A 24,042-nucleotide genomic window follows, 5' to 3' on the forward strand; every position below is an offset into this window, starting at 1 on the left:
TGGCGTGCGCGCTGATGCCGCGCATGGCATGCATGGCCACCGGCCGCATCGGCATGTCGGCATGGCGCTTGCCGTTGCTGTCGGTCCAGGCAATCGGCAGGCTGCGATTATGATCGAATGCGGCCTTGGCGAGCTCGGCGGCCAAGCGCCGGATGGTCGTTGCCGGTACACCGCAACTTTCGCTGGCCATTTCCGGGGAATAGTCATCGCTGCCGTAACGGGCCAGCACATGTTCGAACACCGGCTTGGCCACGCGACCATCGGCCAGTAAGTGAGTTCCGGTGACCACCGGTGAAATGCCGCTGGCGTCGGCCGGACTTTCGGCGTTGGTATCCCGGTTCCAGCACAGGATGCGGCCGTCGGCATCGCGTGCGAACAGGCCGTGTTCGGCCGTGCTAGGCGCTTCCAGCACCAGATGATGGGCGTTGCAGTAGCGCACCAGATAATCCAGATCGATTTGTCCGCTGCGCAGCAGCTCGTGGATCAATGCCATGGCCAGCAGACCGTCGGTGCCCGGCCGGATGCCGATCCATTCATCGGCGCGATTTCAGACGGCCCAGGCCGAGCTTGATCGGATTGGAATCGTGATCTTCGGCCACGCCCCACAGCATCAGATAATCGGCATGTTCCCAATCCGGTTCGCCGAATTCCCAGAAGCTGCCGCCGAGGGTGTACAGTCCGCCGGCCGCCATATTCACCGAACAGAAGCCGCCATGCGCGGCATAGTTGTAGGTGCCGAATTGCTGTGCCCACCAGCCGGTCAGGGCCTGCGACTGGTCGCGCCCGGTGAAAAAGGCCAGACGGTTCGGATCCAGCGCGCGCGCCGCCGCCAGTTTTTCCGTGGCCAGCTGCAGGGCTTCGTCCCACTCGATTTCCTCGAACCGGTTTTCGCCGCGCTCGCCGATGCGCTTCATCGGCTTTTTCAGCCGCGCCGGCGAATAGTGCTGCTTGATGCCGGCCGCGCCCTTGGCGCAGAGCACCCCGCGGTTGACCGGATGCCCGGGATTGCCTTCGATATAGCGGACCTTGCCGTCCTTGAGATGGACCTGGATGCCGCAGCGGCAGGCGCACATGTAGCAGGTGGTGCGCGCAATGCGGTCGCCGGGCGGTTCGTTCAGGGCCAGTACGGGATCGGTCATGCGCTTATTGTGGCATAAACGTCCCTGCCGTTCGGGTTCAGCCGCCGAAGCTTTTCCAGAGCGTGCGTCCGCTGACGAGGATGATCAGCAGTCCGACCACGGCCATCATCGGCCGGTGCGGAACCCGTTTGGCGATCAGTCCGGCCAGCGGCGCCGCGCAGACCCCGCCGATGGCCAGCGCCAGCACGATGTCCCAGTGATCCATGCCGATGCTGGCGATGAATACCGCCGATGCGGTCAAGGTCACGAAAAATTCCACGGCATTGACCGTACCGATGGTGTAACGCGTGTGGTTGCCGCGCGCCAGCAGGGTCGAGGTCACGATCGGGCCCCAGCCCCCGCCGCCGATGGCGTCGATCAGTCCGCCGAAAAACCCCAGCGGTCCGACCCGCTTCTCGACATGGATCGGGTTGATTTCCCGGAACGATTTCAGCAGCACATAGACGCCCATCAGCACCAGATAGCCGGCAACCCAGGGTTTCAGGACCTCGCCATCCAGCGCGGTCAGCACATAGGCGCCGAGCGCGGCGCCGATCATGCCGGGAATGACCAGGCGCTTGAACAGCGGACTGTGCACGTTGCCGAAGCTGTGGTGCGAGACCGCCGACGCGCCGGTGGTGAAGGTTTCGGCCATATGCACGGTGGCACTGGCCGCCGCCGGCGATACGCCGGCCGCCAACAGGAACGAAGACGCGGTCAGGCCGTAGGCCATGCCCAGCGCCCCGTCGATCATCTGGGCACCGAAGCCGATCAGGATGAACAGCAGGAAGGTTTGATCGATGAAATCGGGCATGTCGGAATCCGGACGGGAATCGGGACGCGCCCGCAGCCGTCAATTTACTCCGTTAGCGTCCGCCAAGGCAAATAACGGAATGCTATGATGTTATGCAATGGACCGTTATGACCGCATATTCGCCCTGCACAAGCGCCTGAAAGACGCCCGCTATCCGGTGGCCGCGCTCACGCTGGAAGAGGAGCTCGGCTGCTCGCGGGCCACGCTTTACCGCGATGTCGCCTTTCTGCGCGACGTGCTGCATGCCCCGCTGCTGAGTACCGACTCCGGGTTTTTCTACGACCGCCTGCAGATCGATCAATTCGAGCTGCCCGGACTCTGGTTCAGCTCGGACGAGCTGCATGCTTTGCTGGCCACCCATGAGCTGCTCAACCGCAGCGGCGCCGATGTGCTCGGCGGCGCGCTGGCGCCTTTGAAAAAGCGCATCGACATGCTGCTGGCCAACCAGAGCCAGGGCAAGCGCTGGCCGATCGAGCGCATCCGCGTCATCGGCTCCTATACCCGCGAGCGCGACGAGACCACATTCCGCCAGGTCGCCGGCGCGGTGCTGTCGCGCAAACGCCTGCGCTTCGACTACACCGCGCGCTCGACCGACCGGCTGACTACGCGGACCGTATCGCCGCAGCGGCTGACCCATTACCGCGACAACTGGTATCTGGATGCGCTGGATCATGAACGCGACGCGCTGCGCAGCTTTTCGGTCGACCGCATGGCGCATGTGCGCGTGCTGGATGATGACGCCGAAGATGTCAGCGAACACGACCTCAATCTGCAGCTGACCGACGGTTACGGTATTTTTTCCGGCCCAGCCCGGCATACCGCCACCATCGTGTTTTCGGCCGAAGCCGCGCGCTGGGTTTCGGAGGAACACTGGCATTCGAAACAGGAAGGCCGCTTCCTGGACGACGGCCGTTATGAACTCAAGGTGCCTTATTCCAATCCGCGCGAGCTGCTGATGGACGTGCTGCGCTATGGCGCCGATGCCGAAATCACCGCGCCGGTCTCCCTGCGCGAGTCGGCCAAGTCCAGCCTGCAGCTGGCGCTGTCCAATTACGGCGTTTAAGCCCGCGATGCGCAAGGATGACGGCAAAGGCATCGCGCTGGTCCTCGGTGCCGGCGGTGCGCGCGGCCTGGCGCATATCGGCGTCATCGAAGAACTGCAGGCCCGCGGCTACCGCATCGAGGCCGTGGTCGGCTGCTCGATGGGGGCGCTGGTCGGCGGCATCTACTGCGCCGGGCGTCTGCCGGAGTACCGGCAATGGGCCTGCTCGCTGACGCGCGGGGAGGTGTTCCGTCTGGTCGACTTCGCCTTCGGCCATCCCGGCTTCATCAAGGGTGACCGCGTGATCGGCGTGCTGCGCCAGCTGGTCGGCGAGCACCGCATCGAAGACCTGCCGGTGGCTTACAAAGCGGTCGCCACCAATCTCGATTCGCGCTGCAAGGTCTGGCTCGACAGCGGCCCGCTGTTCGATGCCATCCGTGCCTCGATCGCCATTCCGATGCTGCTCACGCCCTATCATCACCAGGGTCAGGATCTGGTCGATGGCGGCCTGCTGGCGCCCCTGCCGGTCTCCGGCACCCGCGACTATGCCGGACTGCGGGTCATCGCGGTCGACATCAATGCCCCGAATCCCGGGACCGCTACGCCGGTCGCGGCGGTATCGGATCCGTTGGCCGCCGATTCTGCCGAAGCCGGTACGCTCGGTGCCATTGAAAAAGGCTGGGCGCGCCTGCTGCAGAGCATCGGCCGCGGCAATCCGGCCGCGCCGGGGGCGAAAGTCAACCGCAGCGTGATGGAGCTGATGTCACGCTCGCTGAGCACCATGCACGGCTACATGACCGAGATGCAGCTCGCGCAGGATCCGCCCGATGTGTTGATCGGCATTGCCCATGATGCCTGCGCCATCTACGAATTCTGGCGCGCGGCGGAATTGATCGAGCTCGGCCGGCAGGCCGCGGCGCGGGCGTTGGATCAGTTCGAAGCCGGCAGCTGATCGGGCGTCTGCGGGACGCGTTTCATCGCGGCCGGATCGTAGCCGTAGGCGCGCAGTTTTTCCTGAAGTCCGGCCAGCGTGGCGTCGTCCATCACCGGATCGCGCGCGAACACCCAGGCCAGCGAGCGGTCCGGATTGCCGATCAGGGCCCAGCGGTAGTCGGGCGAGACTTCCAGAATCAGCAGCTGGGCGCGGATCAGCCCGCCCCAGAAGCGGACCTGCCAGTGCGTGTTGCGGGTTCCCGGATACACCCGTGCCGTGGCCTGCATGCGCTGTTCCGGCTGGCCGAAGGCTTTCCGGTATGCGAACACATTATCGATCTTGCCGTCCGGTTTGAGCGCATAGATGTCGGCGGTCGCCACTTTGCCGTTCTCGGCGAAATACGGAATGTGCGAAATCACCCACCAGCGTCCCATGTAGCGCTCGAGGTCGACATCGGCGCTGCTGGTCAGCGGCGCCGGTTTGCCGGATTTGGCGTAACTGTAGGCGGTCAGCCCCAAGCCGATAAGCAGCGCGGCAAGCAGAATTTTGCCCATGAGTTGTTCTCCTAAAGCACAAGCATGCGCCCCGGCGGCTGAAGGTGGCGTCAATATCGGGCGCTCTCAGGATTTGAGAAGCCGCTTGCCGATACTGGCCTGAAACCGCGATGGAGACCGCCATGAACGCTCAAATCCTCAATCGATATTGCTGGCAGCTGCCCCTGCTGGCGCTGCTGGGTCTGTCGCTACTGCCGGATCTGCCGTGGTGGCATCCCGTCATTGGATACTGGCCGCTGTGGCTGCTGGCCATGCCGGTTACGGCGCTGGCGCGCTCCCTGATGATGGTGCGTCGTACCGTTCCGGCGGCTCCTGTTTCGCAAGTGCTTGTTTTTCCGACGGCCCGCAAACACGCCGGAGACGAATCCCGCAAAGCGGCGTGAAGGTGCGTCGGCGCCGGCGCGGGGATTTATGGTATTTTCGGATTCCCCGTTGATGCCCAGGAATTGAATGCATGCGTCTTTCCGCCTTGATGTTGTCCGCCGTCCTAACGGCTCCGGCCGGAGCCCAGAAGATGAGTGAAGATCCATACCTGTGGCTGGAGGGGGTGGAAGACGCCAAGGCCTTGGATTGGGTGCGTGCCCGCAATGCCGTCTCGGAAAAGCAGCTGGCCGGCGATCCGGGTTTTGAAGCCCTGCGCGGCAGTCTGCTGGAAATCCTCGACTCCAACGCCCGCATTCCCTACATCAGCAAAATGGGGGATTTCTACTACAACTTCTGGCGCGACAAGCACAATCCGCAGGGGGTCTGGCGCCGTACCACTCTGGCCGAATACCGCAAGGACACGCCGCGCTGGGAAGTCCTGCTCGATATCGATGCGCTCGGCAAGGCCGAAGGCGTCAATTGGGTCTGGGGCGGCGCCGATTGTCTGCGCCCGGCCTACGACCGCTGCCTGATTTCGCTGTCGCGCGGCGGTGCCGACGCCGATGTGACCCGCGAATTCGATGTATCGGACCGGGCGTTCGTTGCCGGCGGATTCGCAAGGCCGGAAGCCAAGGGCGAAATCGGCTGGATCGACGCCGATACCGTCTATGTCAGTACCGATTTCGGCCCCGGATCGATGACCAGTTCGGGCTATCCGCGCATCGCCAAAGAGTGGAAGCGCGGCACGCCCTTGTCTGCGGCCAAGACCGTGTATGAAGGTGCGGAATCCGATATTTCGGTCGGCGCCTACCGCGATGATACGCCGGGCTTCGAGCGCGATTTCGTTTACCGCGGCCTGACGTTCTACACCAACGAGCTTTACCTGCGCGGCAAGGAGGGTGCGTTGCGCAAGCTCGATCTGCCCGACGGTGCCCAGAAGAGCGCGTTCCGCGAATGGCTGAGCGTGGAGCTGCGCCAACCGTGGACGGTCGGCGGAAAGGACTACAAGGCCGGTAGCCTGTTGGCCATCCGTCTCGATGCGTTCCTGTCCGGAGCACGGAATTTCGACGTATTGTTCGAGCCGGCGCTGAACACCTCGCTGGCCAGCAGTGCGGTGACCAAGGACCACGTCATCCTCAATGTGCTGGAAGACGTCAAGAACCGCTTGTATGTGCTGACGCCCGGAAAGGACGGCTGGACCCGCGTGCCGCTGACCGGCGCGCCGGCATTCGGTACGGTCGGCATCAGCGCGGTGGATGCCGAGGCATCCAACGACTACTTCATGACCGTCACCGATTATCTGACTCCGACTTCGCTGCTGCTGGGAACGGTCGGAAAGGCGCCGGAAAAACTGAAGCAGCTGCCCGGTTTCTTCGATGCCAGCCAGCATGAAATCAGCCAGCAGTTCGCCACCAGCAAGGACGGCACCCGCGTACCGTATTTCATGGTGTCGAAGAAGAATCTGGTGCGCAACGGCAAGAATCCGACGCTGCTTTACGGTTATGGCGGCTTCGAAGTGTCGCTGACGCCGAACTATTCCGCCTCGGTCGGCCGGGCCTGGCTCAGCCAGGGCGGGGTGTATGTGGTCGCCAACATCCGCGGCGGCGGCGAGTACGGACCGCGCTGGCACCAGGCGGCGCTGAAAGCCGACCGCAACAAGGCTTACGAGGATTTCGCCGCGGTCGCCGAAGATCTGATCGCGCGCAAAATCACCACATCCAAACATCTGGGCATCCAGGGTGGCAGCAACGGCGGCCTGCTGATGGGCAACATGACCGTGATGTATCCGCAGCTGTTCGGCGCCGTGGTCTGCCAGGTGCCGCTGCTCGACATGAAGCGCTACCACAAGCTGCTGGCCGGCGCGTCGTGGATGGCGGAATACGGCAATCCCGATACCGACGACTGGAACTTCCTCAAGGCCTATTCGCCCTACCAGAACGTGCGCAGGGACGTGCGCTATCCGCCGGTGCTGTTCACCACCTCGACCCGCGACGACCGCGTGCATCCGGGCCATGCCCGCAAGATGATGGCGCGCATGATGGAGCAGGGCCATGACGTCACTTATTACGAAAACATCGAAGGCGGCCACGGCGGCGCCGCCAACAACGCCCAGTCGGCTTATATGTCGGCGCTGGCCTACACCTTCCTGAAACAGAAACTTTTCCCGGGGAGCGGGCCATGATGCCCATCCGCAATGTCTTGCTGCTCGCCTCGTTGACCTGGAGTGCCCTCGTGTCCGCCGAAACCCCGAAACCGCCTGTGATTGCCAAGAAAACACATGCCGTGACCGCACCGCACGGTGCCGTCCGCAACGACGATTACTACTGGCTGCGCGACGACACGCGTAAGAATCCCGAAATGCTGGCGGTGTTGAACGCCGAAAACGCCTACGCCGATGCCCTGCTGGCCCCGTCCAAGCCGACCGCTGACAAGCTGTACGCCGAAATCACCGGCCGAATCAAGCAGGACGATTCCTCGGTGCCGTTCCTGCGCAAAGGCTACTGGTACTACACCCGCTTCGAGACCGGCAAGGATTACGCCATCATCGCCCGCCGCAAGGACAGCATGCAGGCGCCGGAAGAAATCCTGTTCGACCAGAATGCCATGGCCGAGGGCAAGGGCTACTTCGCCATCGGCGATTATGAAATCAGCCCGGACAACCGTCTGGTGGCCTGGGCCGAAGATGCGGTCGGCCGTCGCCAGTACACGTTGCGGGTGAAGGATCTGGTCACCGGTGCCGTTTTCGCCGATGTCGTGGAGAATGTCGAGCCCAACATCGTCTGGGCCGATGACAACCGCACCCTGTTCTACATCGAGAAGGATCCGGTCACGTTGCTGAGCAAGCGGGTCAAGACCCATGTGCTGGGCAGCGCCGCCAAGGAAGATGCCCTGGTTTACGAAGAGGCCGATGACAGCTTCTACATGGGCATCAGCCGGACCCGTTCCGATGCCTACATCTGCATCGACGTGCAGAGCACGGTCAGCTCGGAGATGCGTTGCACCGCCGCCGCCGCGCCCGGAGAATTCACCGTATTCGCACCGCGTCAGCGTGATGTCGAGTACAGCGCCGACCACCTCGACGGCCGCTGGGTCATCCGCACCAACTGGAACGCCCCCAACTTCCGGCTGATGACACGCGACGAGGCGGCTTCCGCCGGTGACCGCAAGGCCTGGAAAGAACTGGTACCGCACGCCGGTGATGTGTTCATCGAGGGCTTCGAACTGTTCAAGGGCTTCATCGCCATCGAAGAGCGTTCCAACGCCCTGCTGCGTCTGCGCACGCTCGCCGCCGACGGCAAGAGCGCCTTCGTGGCCAGCGACGAGCCGGCCTACACCATGGGCCTGAACGTCAATGCCGAGCCGGGCACCGACTGGCTGCGCTACGCCTATACCTCGCTGACCACGCCGAACACCGTTTACGAAGTGAATGTGAAAACCGGCGAGCGCCGGCTGCTCAAGCGCGATCCGGTGCTGGGCGGTTACGCGCCCGAGGATTACGTGACCGAACGCCTGTGGGCCACGGCCCGCGACGGCACCCGCATTCCGGTGTCGGTGGTGTACAAGCAAGGCTTCAAGAAAGACGGCAAAGCCGCGCTGCTGCAGTACGCCTATGGCAGTTACGGTTCCAGCACCGATCCGCGCTTTTCGATCATCAACGTCAGCCTGCTCGACCGCGGCATGGTCTATGCCATCGCGCATATCCGCGGCGGCCAGGAAATGGGCCGCGCCTGGTACGACAACGGCAAGCTGCTGAACAAGAAGAACACCTTCACCGACTTCATCGACGTCACCCGCTTCCTGGTCGGCGAAGGCTATGCCGCGAAAGACCGCGTTGCCGCTTACGGCGGTTCGGCCGGCGGGCTTCTGATGGGCGCCATCGCCAACATGGCGCCGCAGGACTACACCCTGATCATTTCGCAAGTGCCGTTCGTGGACGTGGTCACCACCATGCTCGACGAGAGCATCCCGCTGACCACCAACGAGTACGACGAATGGGGCAATCCGGCCGACCGCAAATACTACGACTACATGCTGTCGTATTCGCCGTACGACAACCTTGAACGCAAGGCCTATCCGACCATGTTCATCGGCACCGGCCTGTGGGATTCGCAGGTGCAGTATTTCGAGCCGGCCAAATACGTGGCCAAGCTGCGCGAACTCAAGACCGGTCCGAATCCGGTGGTGTTCCGGGTCAACATGGAAGCCGGTCATGGCGGAAAATCCGGGCGTTTCCGGCGCTACCAGGAAAGTGCCGAGCAGTTCGCCTACATGCTGGAAGTGCTTGGCGTCAAATAATCCGGAGGCTTTCTTCGGCACGGGCCCGCATTGCGGGCCCTTTTTCATGCCCGCCGGACCGGGAACGGCTATACTTTGCCCATGAAACGACATGTCCTGAAACCCCTCGTTCTGCTGCTGTGCGGCAGCCTGCTGCTGGCCGCCTGCGGCAACAAAGGTCCGCTGGTCAAACCCGAGCCGGCGAAGACCGGAGCCGGAGCCGCGCAGTGAATTCCCTGCGTTTTGCCAAGATGCACGGCGCCGGCAATGATTTCGTGGTCATCGATTGCCGTGATGGCGCCGCGTTGCCGGATGCCGAGGGCATCCGACGCATGGGCGACCGCCATTTCGGCATCGGCTTCGACCAGCTGTTGACCGTGGAAGCGCCGGAAACACCCGGCGCCGTGGCGTCCTACCGCATTCTCAACCAGGACGGCAGTTTCGCCGGCCAATGCGGCAATGGCGCGCGTTGCGTCGCGCACTGGCTGGTGCGCAGCGGAGTTACCGATGTGCCCGCATTCGAACTCGACAGCCCTGCCGGGGTGATCCGTGTTCGCCGGATCGGAAACGATTATGCGCTCGGCATGGGGCATCCGCGTTTCGCGCCGGCGCAGATTCCCCTGCTGGCGGAAGCGGAAGCCCTGCAGTATTTCCTGCCTCTGGATGGCGTGACGCACGCGTTTTCCGCAGTGTCCATGGGCAATCCGCATGCGGTATTCCGGGTCGACAGCGTCGTGGATGCGCCGGTTGAACGCTGGGGCAAAGCGGTGCAGGCCGCCCAGGTCTTTCCGGAAGGCGTCAATGTCGGTTTCGCGGAAGTGCTGGACCGCGGCAACATCCGTCTGCGCGTGTACGAACGCGGTGTCGGCGAGACCTTGGCCTGCGGTTCCGGCGCCTGTGCCGCCGCGGTCAGCCTGATGCGGCAGAACCTGGTGGCGCGTACGCTGGCGGTGCATTTGCCGGGCGGAACGCTTATGATTGATTGGCCGGACGATGCGGCGGCGGTCACCATGACCGGCCCCGCGGTCTGGGTCTATGACGGAGAATGGCGTGATGATTGACGACCGGGCGGAAAAACTGAGCGCGCACGAAGTGGCGGTGTGGCTGCGCCGGCATCCGAATTTCCTCGGCCAGTTTCCCGATCTCGCGCTCAGTCTGGTGGTGCCGAAGGAAGACGGCAAGACCGCGTCGCTGTCGTCCTACCAGCTCGAAATCCTGCGCGACAAGAACCGCGATCTGACCCGCCGTCTCAACGAGCTCGGCATGAATGCGCAGGACAACGAGCGCCTGACCCAGCATCTGCAGACGCTCAGTCTCGCCCTGCTGCGCGCCCGTCTGCCGGCCGACATCGTGCAGACCCTGGCGGCCTGCCTGAAGGAGGATTTCGCCGGCGAGTGCGTGCGGATCATCAGTTTCACGGCCGTGCCCGGCATGCTCGGCGACTGGTTCAGCCATATCCCGGCCGAAGATCCGCGCCTGCAGCCGTTTGCCGATTGTCTGGCCAACGGCGAGCCGATCTGCGGCCGCCTCAATCCGGAAAAACTGCCGGTGCTGTTCGGCGACGACCGCACGCACACGCAGTCCATCGCCCTGATACCGGTCACCGATGTCGGCCTGATCGCCGTCGGCAGCGCCGATCCGCACCGCTTCTATCCCGGCATGGGCACGCTGTTCCTGCGCTGGATCGGCGAATTGTTCCAGACGGCGTTGATCCAATCCCGGCGATGAGCGGCATCGCCGCCGGCATCGACCGTTTTCTCGACCATCTGGCCGTGGAGCGGCAGGCCTCGCCGCACACCCTGAGCAACTACCGCCGTGATCTGCTGGCCTGGCAGGACTATTGCCGGCAGCAGAACATCGAAGATCCGGAGCAGCTGCAGTTCGCGCATATCCAGCAGTTCATGGCCCAGGAGCACCGGCGCGGGCTTTCGGCCAAGAGCGTGCAGCGCCGGCTCTCGGCGCTGCGCAGCCAGTTCAAATTCCTGATGAAGCGCGGCGAACTGCGCAACGATCCGAGCGCCGGCCTGCGCGCGCCGAAGGCGCCACGCAAGCTGCCGCAGGTGCTGGATGTCGATGAGGCGGTGCGTCTGGTGGAACTGCCGACGGCCGGCGGCCTCGGCCTGCGTGACCGTGCCCTGCTCGAGCTGCTGTATTCCTCCGGCCTCCGCGTTTCGGAGCTGTGCGCCCTGCGCTGGCGCGACCTCGATCTGGACGACAGCCTGGTGACCGTCTTCGGCAAAGGCAGCAAGACCCGCATCGTTCCGGTCGGCAGTCACGCGCGCGCGGCCCTGACGGCGTGGCAGGCGGAAAGCGCCGCGGCCTCCGATGCGCCGGTGTTTCCCGGCCGGGGCGGCGCGGCCATCAGCACGCGGGCGGTGCAGCTGCGCCTGCGCCAGCTCGCGCAGCAGCAGGGCATCTGGAAGCGGGTGTATCCGCATCTGCTGCGGCACAGCTTCGCCAGCCACATGCTGGAATCTTCCGGCGATCTACGCAGCGTGCAGGAACTGCTCGGCCATGCCGACATCGCCACCACCCAGATCTACACGCACCTCGATTTCCAGCGCCTGGCCACCGTCTATGACGCCGCACATCCGCGCGCGAAACGCAAAAAAGAAACGCCATGAGCCCCAGACCGACCGACCTGATCCTGCACCGCGCCTCCCATCTGCTGGAGGTGGCCTTCGACGACGGCAGCCGTTACCGGCTGCCCTGTGAGTACCTGCGGGTCGAATCGCCCTCGGCCGAGGTGCAGGGCCACAGCCCGGACCAGCGCGTGTGGGTCGCCGGCAAGCGCGATGTCAACATCAGCGCCATCGAAGCGGTCGGCAATTATGCGGTGGTGCTGCGCTTCAATGACGGTCACGAGACCGGCATCTACACCTGGAGTTTCCTCAAGGAACTGGGCGAACAGCAGGAGGCGCGCTGGGCGCGCTATCTCGAAGCGCTGGCGGCGCAGGGCCTGAGCCGTTAGCCCTCAGAGATCGTCTTTGCCGCTGAGTTCCAGTTCCATGTCATCGGCCGCTTCGGCGGCGATTTCCAGCGCGCTTTCCAGCGCTTCGGCATTGACGCTGTCCGGCAGCTTGATCACGTAATACAGGACCTCGTCGCGGATTTCCCAGCTGCCGAGCTTGTACTCGCCGCTGCTTTCCAGCAGTTCCTTGGTCTTGGCGCCCGACAGCGGAACATCGGCGAGCTTGAGTGCCGGCGCGAAGACTTCCCGGATCTCGAACACGCCGACGCTCTCGGTTTTACCGGAAACGAAGACCAGCTGCGAGCGGTCTTCCGTTTTGTAGGAAAAGGTCAGTTTGAAATCGCCGTCCTCGTAAACTTCGTACTTCATGCCGCGCTCGTCGAGGCGTTTCTTCACGCTGGCATCGCCGGCCGGAGCGGCGGCGGCGGAACCGGCGGACAGGGCGGCAGCGAGCAGGACGGCGTTACGGGCGGAGCGGGTCATGGGCGGTCTCGGACGGAAATGGAGCGACCATTCTGGGCCATCGGGTGCCTTGCGTCCAGCCGGAACCGCCGTGAAATGGCGCCCGCGGCGTGTGATAATAGGCCATGAACGAGAAAACCACCCATTTCGGCTTCCGCGACGTCCCGGTCGGGGAAAAGAAGAAACTGGTCGGCGAGGTGTTCACCTCGGTCGCCCGGAAATACGACGTGATGAACGATCTGATGTCTTTGGGCGTGCACCGTCTGTGGAAGCGCTATTTCACCGGTACTTCCGGCATCAAGCGCGGCGACCGCGTACTCGATCTGGCCGGCGGCACCGGCGACATCGCCAAACTGCTGCTCGAACGCGTCGGCGACACCGGCGAAATCGTCATCGGCGACATCAACCGCGAGATGCTCGGTGTCGGCCGCGACCGGCTGACCGATCTCGGCCTGGTCAAGGGTCTGCGCTATGTGCAGCTCAATGCCGAAGCGCTGCCGTTTCCCGACAGCAGCTTCGATGCCATCACCATGGCCTTCGGCCTGCGCAACGTGACCGACAAATCGGCCGCGCTGAAATCCATGCATCGCATCCTGAAGCCGGGCGGCAAGCTCATGGTGCTGGAGTTCTCGGAAGTGCAGGCCGAGTGGTTCCGGCCGATCTACGATTTCCATTCGTTCAAAGTACTTCCCAGACTCGGCGAGCTGATTGCCGGCGATGCGCACAGCTACCGCTATCTGGCCGAGTCGATCCGCAAACATCCCAACCAAGCCGGCCTGAAGGCGCTCATGGAAGAGGCCGGGTTCGAGCGCTGCGCGGTGCGCAACCTTTCCGGCGGCATCGTCGCCATCCACAGCGGTTTCAAGATCTGAGAGAAATGCCCATGTTCCGAATGCTGATTGCCGCCGCACTGGCGCTTGTGCTCACCGCCTGCAAGCCCGCCGCCGAAACCGCCGCGCCTGCCGCCAATGTCGTGGACACCCGCGATGTCCCCGATCCGAATTCCTACGCGACGCCGGATACGGTCCGCATCCAGCATCTGGTGCTGGATCTGCGCGCCGACATGGTCGCGCGCACCCTGGCCGGCAGCGCCGAACTGCATCTGAAGTGGGCGGATGAAAAAGCCCGCGAACTGGTGCTGGATACCCGGGATCTGCAGATCGGCGGCGTGCAGGGCTTCGACGGCAAAACCTGGAAGACGCTGCCTTACCGGCTCGATGCCGCCGATGCGGTGCTCGGCTCGGCCTTGCGCATCAAGCTTCCGTCCGCGCTGCCGCGGGTGCGCATCCGTTACAGCACGGTTCCGCAGGCTTCCGGCCTGCAATGGCTGACGCCGGAAATGACCTCCAGCAAACAGCCGTTCATGTTCAGCCAGTCGCAGGCCATCCACGCCCGCTCCTGGGTGCCGCTGCAGGATACGCCGGGGGTGCGCTTCACCTACGATGCCCGTATCCGCACCGATGCCGGGCTGATGGCGCTGATGAGCGCCGACAACGATCCGAAGGCGGTGCGCGACGGCGACTACCGTTTCAGCATGCCGCAGAAGATTCCGTCCTATCTGCTGGCCATCGCGGTCGGCGACGTGGTGTTCAAACCGATTTCGTCGCGGTCCGGCGTCTGGGCCGAACCGGGCGTGGCCGATGCCGCCGCCGCCGAGTTCGCCGATACCGAGAAAATGATCCAGGTGGCCGAGAAACTTTACGGTCCTTACCAGTGGGGCCGTTACGACATGCTGATCCTGCCGGCCAGTTTCCCGTTCGGCGGCATGGAAAATCCGCGTCTGAGTTTCATCACGCCCACGGTCATCGTCGGTGATAAATCCCTGACCAGTCTCATCGCCCATGAATTGGCGCATTCCTGGTCCGGCAATCTGGTCACCAACAGCTCCTGGAAGGACATCTGGCTGAACGAAGGCTTCACCAGCTATGTCGAGAACCGCATCGTCGAGCAGGTTTACGGCCGCGAACTGGCCGACATGGAAAACGTGATCAGCCAGGCCGGTCTGGCCGAAACCCTGAAGAACACGCCGCCGGCCGATCAGGTGCTGGCCCTGCCGCCGCTGGCGGGCCGCGACCCGGACGAGGCGCTCAGCGATGTCGCCTACATCAAAGGCCAGTGGTTTCTGATGTTCCTCGAACAGCGCTTCGGGCGCGAGACCTTCGATGCCTTTCTGCGTCACTGGTTCACCACGCATGCCTTCACCAGCAGCCACAGCACTGAATTCGAACGCTTCCTGACCGTGGAATTGCTGGAAAAGCATCCGGGCAAGGCCAGCATCGGTGAAGTCCGCGAATGGCTGCATGATCCCGGCATCCCGTCATCGGCCAAACCGGCGGTCTCGACGCGGTTCGACGCCGTCGACAAAGCCCAGGCGCAATGGCTGGCCGGCGATGTACCGGCCGGCGATCTCGCCGGCAACGGCTGGGGTACCCAGGAATGGGTACGCTTCCTCGAACGCATGCCACCCGCAATCACCGTTGCGCAAGCCACCGAACTGGATGCCGCCCTGCACTTCAGCGGCACGCCCAATCCGGAAATTGCCCAGCGTTGGTATCCTTTGACGGTGCGTAGCGGCTACACCACCGCCCGTCCGGCGATGGAGAAATTCCTGACCGCCATCGGCCGCCGCAAATTGATCATGCCGATCTACGGTGAATTGGCCAAATCCGAGGAGGGCCGCGCCTTCGCCGCCGCCGTCTTCGAAAAAGCCCGCCCGGGCTACCATCCGATTACCAGCGCCTCGGTCACCGAGGCTTTGAAAGCCCCGGCACCGGAAGCGCAACAGCCGTGAAGAAACTGCTGGCGGCTCTGCTGTTGTTGACCGCCGCGCTCACGGCCGGTGTCTGGCTGTTTCCGGCGCAGATACTGCGCGCCGAATTCGCCCGCCAGCGCCTGCTGGCCGGTGCCGAAGTGCATGAAAAAACCGTGCAGGGCGAACGCTGGCATTATCTGGAAGCCGGCCAAGGCCCGTTGATCGTGCTGGTGCACGGCTATACCGGCAGCAAGGAAAACTGGCTGCCGGTGATGCGGCAGCTGGCGCGAGACCATCGCGTCATTGCGGTTGATCTTCCCGGCTGGGGCGAAAGCACGCCGCAAACCGGCGCCGATTACGGCCCGAGTGCCCAGGCCGAGCGGCTGAGCGCCTTCCTGCAGTCGGAAAGCGAGCCGGCCGCGCTGCTGGTCGGGCACTCGATGGGCGGGATGATTTCCGGCCTGATGACCGCGACGCATCCGCAGCAGGTCGAACGCATCGTGTTCATGTCTTCAGCCGGTGTGCGCTTCACGGAAAATGAATTCGCCCGGCGGGTGCTCAAGGGCGAAAATCCGTTCGCAGTGTATGAAGTCGACAGTTTCCGCGCTTTCCTGCACGAATTCGTATTCGCCGACGCGCCCTATGTGCCGACGCCGATGCTGGGTGCCATCGTCAGCCAGCGCAAAGCGCGCCGGGAGTTCGAGCAGCGCGTGTTCACCCAGATCCGCCTCGGCCCCGAAGCCTTCCTGCTGCAGCAGCGGCTGCCGGAGATCGGCCAAACGGCCGGCCTGCTCTGGTGCGACGGCGACCGGATCATTGATCCGAGTGCGGCGGCGGTGTTCGCGTCCGGTCTGAAACGCTCCGAAACCCGGATCCTGAAAGGCTGCGGCCACATGCCGATGATGGAGCAGCCCGACGCCGTGGCGGTGTTCCTTCTCGCGCGTTTCTGAGTCAGCGACCCTGCTGCTGCAGGGCAATCAATTGCCGGACCAAGGCCGCGGCATCGCCGACCGGCAGGTTTTCCGGCTGGATCACCCGCGTTGTCTTTTCCAGGCCGGTGCAGGCCGACAGCGGAGCTTGCGCCTCGGATCCGAACATGAACCGTACCGCATGTTTCGGCCGCGGCCGCGAAGTCATGAAGCGCTCGGCGATTTCGAGCACGCCCGCCACCTGTGCGGCATTGGTCCAGGGCGCGTAATACAGCACGGCGGGCCGGCCGCTTTCAGTACCGGCCAATTCCGCCTGCAGGCCGTGCGCATTGCCGCAGGGCTCGGCTTGCGTCGGCAGACCGAGACGGGTGAACTGGTACCGCAGATAGGACAGGCGCAGTTCTTCGGCATAGTCGTTGAACTGGTGGCCGGCCGGCTCTGCAACCGCCAGGCCCTGCAGATGTTGGGAGAAATCCTCGGCGGAAATTTCCGGGCCGAAACTGGATTGCGCCGGACAGTCGGGTGCGGCGGTTGCCGCGAATACGGCGCCAAGGGCAAGCAGGGGAAGGTTGAAACGCATGAAGCCTCCGGTCGGGAGGCTTCATTGTAAACGCTGCGCGGCCGATTCTCTATTTGAAATCGGGTTCTTTGCCGGTGAACACCGTCGGTTTCAGGGCCTCGGCCTTGCCGGCTTCGGCTTCGAGGTAGATGATCTTGCCGTATTTGGCGGTGCTGTGCACATACAGTTCGACTTCGCGTTCGAACACCAGATTGCCCTTCACCGTCGTGTTCGGACCGAGCACGATGCGCGGTACTTTCGGCTTGCCCCAGCTCATGCCCCAGTTGCTCGGTTTCTTGACGGTGACATTGCCGCCGATGACGGTGCCGTCGCCGACCGTGATGTTGCCGTTGACGGTTTCCACGCCGCCGCCGACATTCAGCGACAGCAGCTTGATGCTGCCGTTGACGGTTTCGACCTGGTTGCCGATGGTGCTGTGCGCGCCGAGTTCGATCGAGCCGTTGACCGCTTCGACGTCCTTCTGCACGCGCAGGTTGCTGACCCCGACGATGGCGCCGTTGACGGTTTCCACGCTGCGGGCGCTGGCGCCGTTGCGCAGCACGATCTTGCCGTTGACGGTACTGACATCCTGTACGGCGGCGAAGGCATCGATGACGATGCTGCCGTTGACGGTTTCCACGCTGCGGGCCACGGCTTTCTCCTCGACCGTGATCGAGCCGTTGACGGTGTCGATGTCGCCGTAGGTGCGTCCGGCTTCGGCCACCAGGCTGCCGTTGACCTTGGACAGATCGGGCGCGCCGTCGCCGGCCTGCGCCGTCCCGAGGGCGGCGGACAGGGCCAGGGCCAGAGTGATGCGTTGCAGGGTGATACGGTTCATAAACGGTCCTCGCGGAAATGATGGTGCTAGTATTGCCGTGACTGCTAGAATTGTCATGTGTCATAAGTTGGTAGGCAATTCGGCCCATTCGGGACAGGAGCAGGACGTGGCAAAGGCGAAACCGGCGGTATTGCTGATTCTCGACGGCTGGGGTTACCGGGCCGAAAGCGAGGACAATGCCATCGCCCTGGCCGAACTGCCGGCCTGGCGCCGTCTGCTGGCGGAGTGCCCGAATACCCTGATCCATACCGAGGGCCGCTTCGTCGGCCTGCCGGATGGCCAGATGGGCAATTCCGAAGTCGGCCACATGAATATCGGCGCCGGACGCATCGTCTATCAGGATCTGACCCGGGTCGATGCCGCCATCGAGGACGGCAGTTTCGGACGGAATGCCGAATTGCTGGCCGCCATCGCCGCCGCCGAATCCGGCGGTCATGGCCTGCATGTCATGGGTCTGCTGTCGCCCGGCGGCGTGCATAGCCACGAGCAGCATATCTTCGCGTTCCTGCGTCTGGCCAAAGCGCAGGGCGCACGCCGGGTCCGCGTGCATGCCTTTCTCGACGGCCGCGACATGCCGCCGCAGTCGGCCGAGTCCAGCCTGCGCGCGCTTCAAGCCCTGTGCGCCGAACTCGGGCAAACCGAAATCGCCAGCGTCACCGGCCGCTATTACGCCATGGACCGCGACCAACGCTGGGAGCGCATGGCACCGGCCTATGCCGCCATCGCCGGCGCGGCCGGCGTGCATCGCGCAGATGACGCCCTGCAGGCCCTGCAGCAGGCCTACGCCCGCGGCGAAACCGATGAGTTCGTGGCCGCCACTGTACTGCCGCAGGCCGCACCGATGCAGGATGGTGATGCCGTGGTGTTCATGAACTTCCGCGCCGACCGCGCCCGTCAGCTCACTGCCTGTTTCACCGATCCGGCGTTCAGCGGCTTCGATCGTACGCCGCAGCCGAAACTGTCCTGCTTCGTGTGCCTGAGCGAATACGACGCCCGCCTTCCGGCGCGGGTGGCTTATCCGCCGGAAAGCCTGCGCAATACCCTGGCCGAAGTGCTGTCGGCGCACGGCAAGACCCAGCTGCGCATTGCCGAAACCGAAAAATATGCGCATGTCACCTTCTTCTTCAACGGCGGCGTCGAGCAGCCGGTGCCGGGCGAAGAACGCATCCTCATTCCTTCGCCGAAGGTCGCGACCTACGACCTGCAGCCGGAAATGAGCTGCCCGGAATTGACCGTGAAACTCACCGAAGCCATCGCCTCCGGCCGCTTCGATGCCATCATCTGCAACATCGCCAACCCGGACATGGTCGGCCACACCGGCAGCCTGCCGGCCGCGATCAAGGCCGCCGAAGCCGTGGACCGCGCGCTGGCCGCCGTGCGCGCCGCGGTCGAAGCGGCCGGCGGCGTGCTGCTGGTCACTGCCGATCACGGCAATGTCGAATTGATGCGCGATCCTGTCACCGGCGAACCGCATACCGCGCACACCGTGGGTCCGGTCTATTTCGTGCTGTGCGGACATGCCGGTCCGCTGCGCTCCGGCGGTTCGCTGCGCGATATCGCGCCGACCCTGCTGGACCTGATGGCGCTGCCGCAGCCGGACGAAATGACCGGCCGCAGTCTGATCGGAAACACCGCATGATTCCGCGCACGCTGCTGTTGGCGTTCTGCATGATTCTGACGGTAACGGCCGGTGCACAGAGCAAGCCACCGCCGGCCAAGAGCGCCGCCGAAGCGGAAAAGAAAATCGAAACCCTGCGCAAGGAAATCAAGACGCTGACCAAAGCGCAGCGCGAGCTTGAGGAAAAACGCAGCCGGGAAGCGAAACAGCTGCGCCAGATCGACCAGAAAGTCGCCGAAAGCAGCAAAAACCTGAACCGGGTCGAATCGGCCATCGACAGCCAGGAACGCAAGCTCGATGTGCTGGAAACCGAACAGGAAAAACTCGAGCGCGAACTGCGCGCGCAGAAAACGGAACTGGCGCAATTGATGCGTGCCGCCTACCGGCTGGGCGAAAACAGCGAACTCAAACAGCTGCTGTCGCAGGACAAAATCAGCGAAGCCGCGCGCTGGTTGGCCTACCACCGCTATTTCGAGCAGCAGCGCCAGCGCGAAATCGGTGCATTGAGCGCGCAGCTGGAACAGCTGGCGGCGGTCAGCACCGCGATCGAGCGCGAAAAGCAGACCCTGGCACTGCAGAAGACGCAGCAGGAAAAGGCGGTGGCCGATCTGAGTGCACAGCGCAGGGAGCGCAGCACGGTGGTCAGCTCGCTCGATGCCAAATACAAAGACCAGCAGGCGCGCATCAAGGCCCTGGGCAAGGATGAAAAGGCTCTGCGCGGTCTGCTCGATAAACTGCGGCAGGCATCCAGCAGCAGCAAGGCCCCGGCGGTGATCGGCCGTCCGGGTAGCAGCAAACCGGCCACCAAAATCACGCCGAAAAATCTCACCGGCTGGCCGCTGACCGGAACCTTGTTGGCCGGATACGGCAATGCCATGCCGGACGGCCGCCGCAGCGAGGGACTGCTGATCGCCGCCGCTGCCGGATCTCCGGTACACAGTGTCGCCGCCGGGCGTGTGGTCTACGCCGACTGGCTGAAAGGCTACGGCATGCTGATGGTGATCGATCACGGCCGCGGCAACATGAGTCTGTACGCCAACAATGACGCCCTTCTCAAGGATGTCGGCGAATCGGTGGTGCCCGGTGAACGTATTGCCACGGTCGGCACCTCCGGTGCGCAGAACCGCGCCGCGCTGTATTTCGAAATGCGTCTGAACGGCCAGCCGCAGAACCCCAACGTCTGGCTGCGTCCATGAGAATATTTGCCGCCATTGTTCTGCTCAGCGCCACGCTGCCGGCCACCGCCGCGCAGGAAAAAGCCAAGACTCCGCCGGCGCCAAGCGTGCCGGTCGATGAAATCCGGCGGTTTACCCAGGTGTTCGAAGCCGTGCGCGAGAGTTATGTCGATGCCCTGACCGACGAAGAAATCATGCAGGCCGGTCTGCGCGGCCTGCTGCTCGACATCGATCCGCACAGCAGCTATCTGTCGGCCAAACAGGCGCGCGATTTCGAAGACCTGAACGACGGCGGCTATGCCGGTATCGGCATCGAGAGCGATGAGCGCGACCCGACCCGCATCCGCGTGGTCGCGCCGTTCGACGATACGCCGGCGCAGCGTGCCGGTCTGCGTGCCGGCGATTACATCACCGCCATCAACGGCGTTCCGGTCAACAACGAGGACAGCAGCGCCAGTCCCGAACGGCTGCGCGGCAAGCCGGGCACCAAGGCGGTGCTGACCGTGCTGCGCCAGGGCGAGAAATCGCCGCTGACCATCACCGTCATCCGGGAAGTCATTTCCATCCAGAGCGTGAAAGCGCGTTGGCTCGAACCGGGCTATGCCTATTTCCGCATCAGCGCGTTCCAGGGCGATACCGGTCTGGAGTTCCGCCGGCAATGGCAGAATCTGCAGACGGCCGCGCCGGGCGTCAAAACCAAAGGCGTGGTGCTCGATCTGCGCAGCAACCCCGGCGGTCTGGTCAACGCCGCGGTCGAAGTCGCCGACGCCTTCCTGCCGGAAGCAGTGGTGGTCAGCACCAAGGGCCGCAATGCCCTGGCCAACAGCACCTATTACAGCAAACCGGGCGAGCAGTTCAACGGCGTCCCGGTGGCGGTGCTGATCGATGCCGGCAGTGCCAGCGCCTCCGAAATCCTGGCCGGCGCCCTGCAGGACCACAAACGCGCCACCATCATCGGCAGCCGCAGTTTCGGCAAGGGTTCGGTGCAGAACATCATCCGGCTCGACAACGGCGATGCCTTCAAGCTCACCACCTCGCGGTATTACACCCCGAACGACCGCTCGATCCAGGCCCAGGGCATCGTTCCGGACGTGCTGCTGTCGGGCAATGCGCGGGCAGAAGTGACCGAACGCGATCTGCCCAAGCACATCAAGGCCGATGCCACCGATGACGCCGACGCCGAACCCGGCGTGGTGCTGCTGGGCGAATCCTATATCGGCAAGGCCCTGGCCTATCTCAAACAAGGCAAAGCACTGCCGTAAAAAAACCGCCCGAGGGCGGTTTTTTCATGAAGCACGGACGTGTTTACTTCTTGATCAAGCGGACGATGAATAACAGAATCACGGCCCCGATGACCGCGGTGATGAAGCCGCCGAAATCGCCGCCGATGCTCAGGCCGAGCTTGGGCAGCAGCCAGCCGCCGAGAAACGAACCAAGCACGCCGACCACGATGTCACCGATCAGCCCGAAACCGCCGCCTTTCATGATCACGCCGGCCAGCCAGCCGGCCAAGGCGCCGATGACCAGAAAAATAATCAGATCCATATCCCTCTCCCGTTTGTTTGTTATCGGATTGTTGGCAGTGCCAACAGGCCGACTCTACGGCAGAACAGGTAAAAATCCGGTTAAGCGCCCTGCGGTGGTTTGCCCCGCTTCTGCAGGAAGCGCTTGACGATGCGATACAGCATCCAGAGCGCGATGACGAACGCCACCGGCGCCATGAACACCGCAAGCAGGGTCATGGCAATCGCCCCGAGACCTTCGCCGCTGGACACCACCGGATTGGCCAGACCGCCGGTCGGCAGACTGACGGCGGCGCGCAGGGCGGATGTGCCGAGATGCACCATTGAAGACACGCCGCCGCCGGCGATGATGGCGAACGACCACTTCAGCAACGGCGAGGTGTCGCCGAGCGTGGAGGCCGTCATCAGCGTGCCGGCAAGAGCCGCCGCCGGGGCCAGTACGGCATCCAACGCATGGTCGAGCCAGGGAATGTAGTAGGCGCCGACTTCCAGAACGCCGGCGACGCCGAAAGCCAGCATGGCCTGCCAGCTGGCCAGCCATTGAAAGCTCTCGCCCAGGGGAATGACCTGGTAATGTCCGGCGATGCTCAGGCCGAGCAGGGGGATGAACACGCGCAGTCCGGAGGCCGCGCTCAGACCGATGCCGACCAGAACGCCGATGAGGGTTTCCATGCATGCTCCTGCAGGCTAGTGTTTCAGGTTCGCTTAGATTAACCTGAGGGCCCCGTATCCACAAACAAAGCCCCCGCATGCTCAACAGCGACCGCGCACTGACCCGCAAAGACATCGACACGCTCGGCCTGTCCGCACTCGGCGGTGCGCTCGAATACTACGACTTCATCATCTTCGTGTTCCTTGCCGCCAGCATCGGGCAGCTGTTCTTCCCGCCGGACATGCCGGTCTGGCTCAAGCAGCTGCAGGTGTTCGGCATCTTCGCGGCCGGCTATCTGGTGCGGCCGATCGGCGGTCTGCTGATGGCGCACTTCGGCGACATCGCCGGGCGCAAACGCATGTTCACCTTCAGCCTGATGCTGATGGCGGTACCGACCTTCATCATGGGCCTGTTGCCGACCTATGCCCAGATCGGCATCTGGGCCCCGATCCTGCTGCTGCTCATGCGCCTGCTGCAGGGCGCTGCGGTCGGCGGTGAAATCCCCGGCGCCTGCGTGTTCGTGTCCGAGCACGTGCCGCGGCGTTACGTCGGCCTGGCCAGCGGCACGCTGTTCTCCGGATTCACCACCGGCATCCTGCTCGGTTCGCTGGTCGCCTCCGGCGTCAACCGCTACTTCACGCCGGAGGCGGTGCAGGATTACGCCTGGCGTCTGCCGTTCCTGCTCGGCGGCGTGTTCGGCGTGTTCGCGCTCTACCTCCGCCGCTGGCTGGAGGAAACGCCGGTGTTCCTCGCCATGAAGGCCGATGCCTCGCTGGAGGCCGGCCTGCCGCTGAAGCGGGTGCTACGCGACCACAAAGCGCAGATCTGGCCGAGCATGCTGCTGACCGGATTTCTCAGCGTCGGCATCGTCACCGTGACGTTGCTGACGCCGAGCATCTTGCAGACCCAGTTCAGTTATCCGGCCGCCGATGCTCTGCAGGCCAATAGCATCGCCATCGTCTGTCTGACCCTCGGCTGCATCTTCTGGGGCGCGCTGGCCGACCGCATCGGTGCTTACCGCGTGCTGCTGCTCGGCGGTATCGCTTTGGCTGCGTCGAGTTATGTGTTCTATCACGCCCTGCCGGCACCTGCGATGCAAACCATACTGCTGTACAGCCTGACTGGATTCAGTCTGGGATCGGTGGCGGTGGTGCCGATGGTTCTGGTCGGCCTGTTTCCGCCGGCCGTCCGCTATTCCGGCTTTTCCTTTTCCTACAACGTCGCGTACTCGGTGTTCGGTGGCTTCGCACCGATGCTGGTGGCGTTCTGGCTGAAATCCGATGTGTTGGCGCCGGCGCACCTGCTGGCCATCGTCTGCGCATTTGCCATTGCGATGGCGCTGTATCTGCCGAGCAAGGAGCAGCGGGAGGGCTGAGGCTTTACTGCTTCGCGCAGGATTTCCCGGCAGGCAGACGGTTCATTTTCACCTCGCCGATTTCCTTGAACTGTCCGCCCATTTCGCC

25 protein-coding genes and 1 pseudogene are annotated in these 24,042 nt (G+C 63.8%); 17 read left to right on the forward strand and 9 right to left on the reverse strand.

The window, feature by feature from the left end:
* From Q0W88_RS05840 to Q0W88_RS05850, 3 genes and pseudogenes are all read right to left on the reverse strand, one after another.
* Nucleotides 1–493: pseudogene (locus Q0W88_RS05840) on the reverse strand (hypothetical protein); the annotation flags it as partial.
* 40 nt (nt 494–533) lie between these two features.
* Nucleotides 534–1,139 carry a molybdopterin-dependent oxidoreductase gene (locus Q0W88_RS05845; RefSeq protein WP_297801043.1) on the reverse strand — a complete coding sequence of 202 codons (606 nt, stop codon included), beginning with the start codon at nt 1,137–1,139 and terminating at the stop codon, nt 534–536.
* A gap of 37 nt (nt 1,140–1,176) precedes the next feature.
* A complete protein-coding gene (locus Q0W88_RS05850) occupies nt 1,177–1,932 on the reverse strand; it encodes a sulfite exporter TauE/SafE family protein (RefSeq protein ID WP_297801045.1) in 756 nt (251 codons plus the stop codon).
* A gap of 97 nt (nt 1,933–2,029) precedes the next feature.
* Here Q0W88_RS05850 and Q0W88_RS05855 point away from each other — a divergent pair, with 97 nt between their 5' ends.
* Nucleotides 2,030–2,995 (forward strand): YafY family protein, encoded by a 966-nt coding sequence (locus tag Q0W88_RS05855; protein WP_297801047.1) that lies wholly within the window; start codon nt 2,030–2,032, stop codon nt 2,993–2,995.
* A gap of 7 nt (nt 2,996–3,002) precedes the next feature.
* Nucleotides 3,003–3,926, forward strand: coding sequence for a patatin-like phospholipase family protein (locus Q0W88_RS05860; RefSeq protein ID WP_297801049.1), 924 nt, complete (start codon nt 3,003–3,005; stop codon nt 3,924–3,926).
* Here the strand turns inward: Q0W88_RS05860 and Q0W88_RS05865 are convergent.
* Nucleotides 3,905–4,462 carry a lipocalin family protein gene (locus tag Q0W88_RS05865; RefSeq protein WP_297801051.1) on the reverse strand — a complete coding sequence of 186 codons (558 nt, stop codon included), beginning with the start codon at nt 4,460–4,462 and terminating at the stop codon, nt 3,905–3,907. The two genes, Q0W88_RS05860 and Q0W88_RS05865, sit on opposite strands and share 22 nt — an antisense overlap.
* A 122-nt stretch (nt 4,463–4,584) precedes the next feature.
* Here Q0W88_RS05865 and Q0W88_RS05870 point away from each other — a divergent pair, with 122 nt between their 5' ends.
* The 8 genes from Q0W88_RS05870 (at nt 4,585) to Q0W88_RS05905 (ending at nt 12,071) form a co-directional block, all read left to right on the forward strand.
* Nucleotides 4,585–4,845 carry a hypothetical protein gene (locus Q0W88_RS05870; RefSeq protein WP_297801054.1) on the forward strand — a complete coding sequence of 87 codons (261 nt, stop codon included), beginning with the start codon at nt 4,585–4,587 and terminating at the stop codon, nt 4,843–4,845.
* Between the two features lie 71 nt (nt 4,846–4,916).
* Nucleotides 4,917–7,007 carry a prolyl oligopeptidase family serine peptidase gene (locus Q0W88_RS05875; RefSeq protein WP_297801056.1) on the forward strand — a complete coding sequence of 697 codons (2,091 nt, stop codon included), beginning with the start codon at nt 4,917–4,919 and terminating at the stop codon, nt 7,005–7,007.
* Entirely contained in the window at nt 7,004–9,121 is a 2,118-nt protein-coding gene (locus Q0W88_RS05880) for a S9 family peptidase (protein WP_297801058.1), read from the forward strand. Before Q0W88_RS05875 ends, Q0W88_RS05880 begins: the two co-directional genes overlap by 4 nt.
* 81 nt (nt 9,122–9,202) lie before the next feature.
* Nucleotides 9,203–9,331, forward strand: coding sequence for a lipoprotein (locus tag Q0W88_RS05885; RefSeq protein ID WP_297801060.1), 129 nt, complete (start codon nt 9,203–9,205; stop codon nt 9,329–9,331).
* Nucleotides 9,332–9,351: 20 nt separating this feature from the next.
* The gene (dapF, locus tag Q0W88_RS05890) at nt 9,352–10,161 is read left to right on the forward strand and encodes a diaminopimelate epimerase (RefSeq protein WP_297801090.1); all 810 of its coding nucleotides are present in this window, start codon (nt 9,352–9,354) and stop codon (nt 10,159–10,161) included.
* The gene (locus Q0W88_RS05895) at nt 10,154–10,828 is read left to right on the forward strand and encodes a DUF484 family protein (RefSeq protein WP_297801091.1); all 675 of its coding nucleotides are present in this window, start codon (nt 10,154–10,156) and stop codon (nt 10,826–10,828) included. Before dapF ends, Q0W88_RS05895 begins: the two co-directional genes overlap by 8 nt.
* Nucleotides 10,825–11,724: a tyrosine recombinase XerC gene (xerC, locus tag Q0W88_RS05900; RefSeq protein ID WP_297801062.1), complete on the forward strand. Its 900-nt coding sequence runs from the start codon at nt 10,825–10,827 to the stop codon at nt 11,722–11,724. Before Q0W88_RS05895 ends, xerC begins: the two co-directional genes overlap by 4 nt.
* Nucleotides 11,721–12,071 carry a DUF971 domain-containing protein gene (locus Q0W88_RS05905; RefSeq protein WP_297801064.1) on the forward strand — a complete coding sequence of 117 codons (351 nt, stop codon included), beginning with the start codon at nt 11,721–11,723 and terminating at the stop codon, nt 12,069–12,071. The genes xerC and Q0W88_RS05905 overlap by 4 nt, the downstream gene beginning before the upstream one ends.
* 3 nt (nt 12,072–12,074) lie before the next feature.
* Here the strand turns inward: Q0W88_RS05905 and Q0W88_RS05910 are convergent, their stop codons facing one another.
* A complete protein-coding gene (locus Q0W88_RS05910) occupies nt 12,075–12,554 on the reverse strand; it encodes a hypothetical protein (RefSeq protein WP_297801066.1) in 480 nt (159 codons plus the stop codon).
* 104 nt (nt 12,555–12,658) lie between these two features.
* On the opposite strand from Q0W88_RS05910, the gene ubiE reads away from it, so the two are divergent.
* Genes ubiE through Q0W88_RS05925 form a run of 3 tightly spaced genes read left to right on the forward strand, consistent with a single transcriptional unit; the run spans nt 12,659 to nt 16,235 of the window.
* A complete protein-coding gene (gene ubiE, locus Q0W88_RS05915) occupies nt 12,659–13,405 on the forward strand; it encodes a bifunctional demethylmenaquinone methyltransferase/2-methoxy-6-polyprenyl-1,4-benzoquinol methylase UbiE (RefSeq protein WP_297801068.1) in 747 nt (248 codons plus the stop codon).
* Between the two features lie 11 nt (nt 13,406–13,416).
* Nucleotides 13,417–15,324, forward strand: coding sequence for a M1 family metallopeptidase (locus Q0W88_RS05920; RefSeq protein ID WP_297801070.1), 1,908 nt, complete (start codon nt 13,417–13,419; stop codon nt 15,322–15,324).
* Entirely contained in the window at nt 15,321–16,235 is a 915-nt protein-coding gene (locus tag Q0W88_RS05925; RefSeq protein WP_297801072.1) for an alpha/beta fold hydrolase, read from the forward strand. Before Q0W88_RS05920 ends, Q0W88_RS05925 begins: the two co-directional genes overlap by 4 nt.
* 1 nt (nt 16,236) lies before the next feature.
* Here Q0W88_RS05925 and Q0W88_RS05930 read toward each other — a convergent pair whose 3' ends face one another.
* Both Q0W88_RS05930 and Q0W88_RS05935 read right to left on the reverse strand, forming a co-directional pair.
* On the reverse strand, nt 16,237–16,794 hold the full coding sequence (locus Q0W88_RS05930; protein ID WP_297801074.1) for a hypothetical protein: 558 nt from the start codon (nt 16,792–16,794) through the stop codon (nt 16,237–16,239).
* 49 nt (nt 16,795–16,843) lie between these two features.
* Nucleotides 16,844–17,611 carry a hypothetical protein gene (locus Q0W88_RS05935; RefSeq protein WP_297801076.1) on the reverse strand — a complete coding sequence of 256 codons (768 nt, stop codon included), beginning with the start codon at nt 17,609–17,611 and terminating at the stop codon, nt 16,844–16,846.
* Between the two features lie 106 nt (nt 17,612–17,717).
* Here Q0W88_RS05935 and gpmI point away from each other — a divergent pair, with 106 nt between their 5' ends.
* Genes gpmI through Q0W88_RS05950 form a run of 3 tightly spaced genes read left to right on the forward strand, consistent with a single transcriptional unit; the run spans nt 17,718 to nt 21,666 of the window.
* Nucleotides 17,718–19,250 carry a 2,3-bisphosphoglycerate-independent phosphoglycerate mutase gene (gene gpmI / locus Q0W88_RS05940; protein WP_297801078.1) on the forward strand — a complete coding sequence of 511 codons (1,533 nt, stop codon included), beginning with the start codon at nt 17,718–17,720 and terminating at the stop codon, nt 19,248–19,250.
* Nucleotides 19,247–20,425 (forward strand): peptidoglycan DD-metalloendopeptidase family protein, encoded by a 1,179-nt coding sequence (locus Q0W88_RS05945; RefSeq protein WP_297801080.1) that lies wholly within the window; start codon nt 19,247–19,249, stop codon nt 20,423–20,425. Before gpmI ends, Q0W88_RS05945 begins: the two co-directional genes overlap by 4 nt.
* A complete protein-coding gene (locus tag Q0W88_RS05950; RefSeq protein ID WP_297801082.1) occupies nt 20,422–21,666 on the forward strand; it encodes a S41 family peptidase in 1,245 nt (414 codons plus the stop codon). Before Q0W88_RS05945 ends, Q0W88_RS05950 begins: the two co-directional genes overlap by 4 nt.
* A 43-nt stretch (nt 21,667–21,709) precedes the next feature.
* Here Q0W88_RS05950 and Q0W88_RS05955 read toward each other — a convergent pair whose 3' ends face one another.
* Both Q0W88_RS05955 and Q0W88_RS05960 read right to left on the reverse strand, forming a co-directional pair.
* Nucleotides 21,710–21,949: a GlsB/YeaQ/YmgE family stress response membrane protein gene (locus Q0W88_RS05955; RefSeq protein ID WP_297801084.1), complete on the reverse strand. Its 240-nt coding sequence runs from the start codon at nt 21,947–21,949 to the stop codon at nt 21,710–21,712.
* An 80-nt stretch (nt 21,950–22,029) separates the two neighbouring features.
* Complete coding sequence (locus tag Q0W88_RS05960) at nt 22,030–22,599, reverse strand: DUF4126 domain-containing protein (RefSeq protein ID WP_297801086.1); 570 nt, start codon at nt 22,597–22,599, stop codon at nt 22,030–22,032.
* 77 nt (nt 22,600–22,676) lie between these two features.
* On the opposite strand from Q0W88_RS05960, the gene Q0W88_RS05965 reads away from it, so the two are divergent.
* A complete protein-coding gene (locus Q0W88_RS05965; protein WP_297801088.1) occupies nt 22,677–23,954 on the forward strand; it encodes an MFS transporter in 1,278 nt (425 codons plus the stop codon).
* Nucleotides 23,955–24,042: the final 88 nt, after the last annotated feature.

The sequence above is a fragment of the Arenimonas sp. GDDSR-1 genome (genome assembly GCF_025980345.1).
Lineage (GTDB): Bacteria > Pseudomonadota > Gammaproteobacteria > Xanthomonadales > Xanthomonadaceae > Arenimonas.